Here is a 1,226-nt window from a genome sequence, read left to right as displayed (position 1 = left end):
GCCTTCGCTTCGTTGAATCCGCCGGCCAATCTCATCGACGGCGCGCAGACGACGACCAGGACCGCGCGTCTGCCGGTGCCGTTGACCGACTTCGCCTGCAAGGGCCAGGCCTGGGGTGCCGAGAGCATGGATTGCCTGCGCGCCATCGCCGAACAGTCCGGAACACACAAAAGCCGGGCGATCCGCATGATCGCCAATGCCGCGCCGTTGACCGGCACGCCGAATATTTTCTGATTTCCGTCGAAGCATGGTCCCGAAAACCGTTCCCGTTTTGTGGATCATGCTCTGACCTCCCCGAGCGCCCTCCAGTGCGCTCCTTTTGGCTCCCGCCCCCGGGAGCCTCTTTTTTTATCCTTTCAAGGCCGCCTGTTCGGCGATGGCGGAGAGCACGCTGCGCACATCCAGCGTGCTGAACGGCTTTTCCAGAATCTGCGGTCGCTGGTGCGCCGGCAAGGCTTCGATTTCGGCTTTGGCACCGATCAGGTCTCCGGTGACCAGCACGAAACGCCGCGCCAAATCGGGCTTTTCGGCGAGCAGCTCACGATAGATCGATATGCCGCTGACGCCGGGCATGCGCAGGTCCGAAAAAACGATGTCCGGCGGCATGTGGCCGCTCAAGGTGGCGGCGGCCGATTCCCAGACCGGCACGATCCGCGACTTGATGCCCATCAGTTCGAGGATGTCGGAGAGTGACCCGGCGACATCCGGCTCGTCGTCGATGATCAAGGCATGGCGCAGGCCGCTCGATCGCGGCTGGTTGTCGCCGGCGGTGGCGAGGCCGGCCACGATGGCCGGCAGCTGGACGACGAAACGCGCGCCTCTCGGGAGCACTTCCTCGAACCAGACATTGCCATTGTGCCGCTCGATGATCGATTTCGAGATCGACAGGCCGATGCCGGTGCCGACGCCGACCGGCTTGGTGGTGAAATAGGATTCGAAGATGCGGCCGCGGATCGCTTCCGGCACGCCGGGCCCATTGTCCTCGACCGAGAAGCAGGGATGATCCCGGTCGCTGCGGAACGTCCGCACCTTGATCAGCCGGTCGCCGGCAATGCCAGCCAAAGCGTGCTGGCTGTTGATGAGGAAATTGGCCGCCACCTGCGTCACATGGTCGGCGTCGGCCATGGCCAGCAGCGGGCCTGCGGCGAAATCGGTGTCGATGGTCCGCCTCCATCCCGCGGCACAAGCCGAGACCGACCTCAACCAGGTGATCCGGGCGGCACTTG

Annotated in this window: 1 protein-coding gene and 1 pseudogene; one reads left to right on the top strand and one right to left on the bottom strand. The window is 64.4% G+C overall.

Annotation, left to right across the window (positions count from 1 at the left end; genetic code table 11):
- A pseudogene (locus tag ENZ74_RS32185) lies at positions 1 to 234 on the top strand (hypothetical protein); the annotation flags it as partial.
- 114 nt (positions 235 to 348) lie between these two features.
- Here the strand turns inward: ENZ74_RS32185 and ENZ74_RS32180 are convergent.
- Positions 349 to 1,226, bottom strand: an 878-nt coding sequence (locus ENZ74_RS32180; RefSeq protein ID WP_245471058.1) for an ATP-binding protein, incomplete at its 5' end; no start/stop codon positions are given.

Source organism: Mesorhizobium sp. M7A.F.Ca.CA.002.15.2.1, from assembly GCF_003998715.1.
GTDB lineage: Bacteria > Pseudomonadota > Alphaproteobacteria > Rhizobiales > Rhizobiaceae > Mesorhizobium > Mesorhizobium ciceri.
Note: the sequence above shows the minus strand (reverse complement) of the source record. Positions and strands in the feature narration are given on the sequence as shown.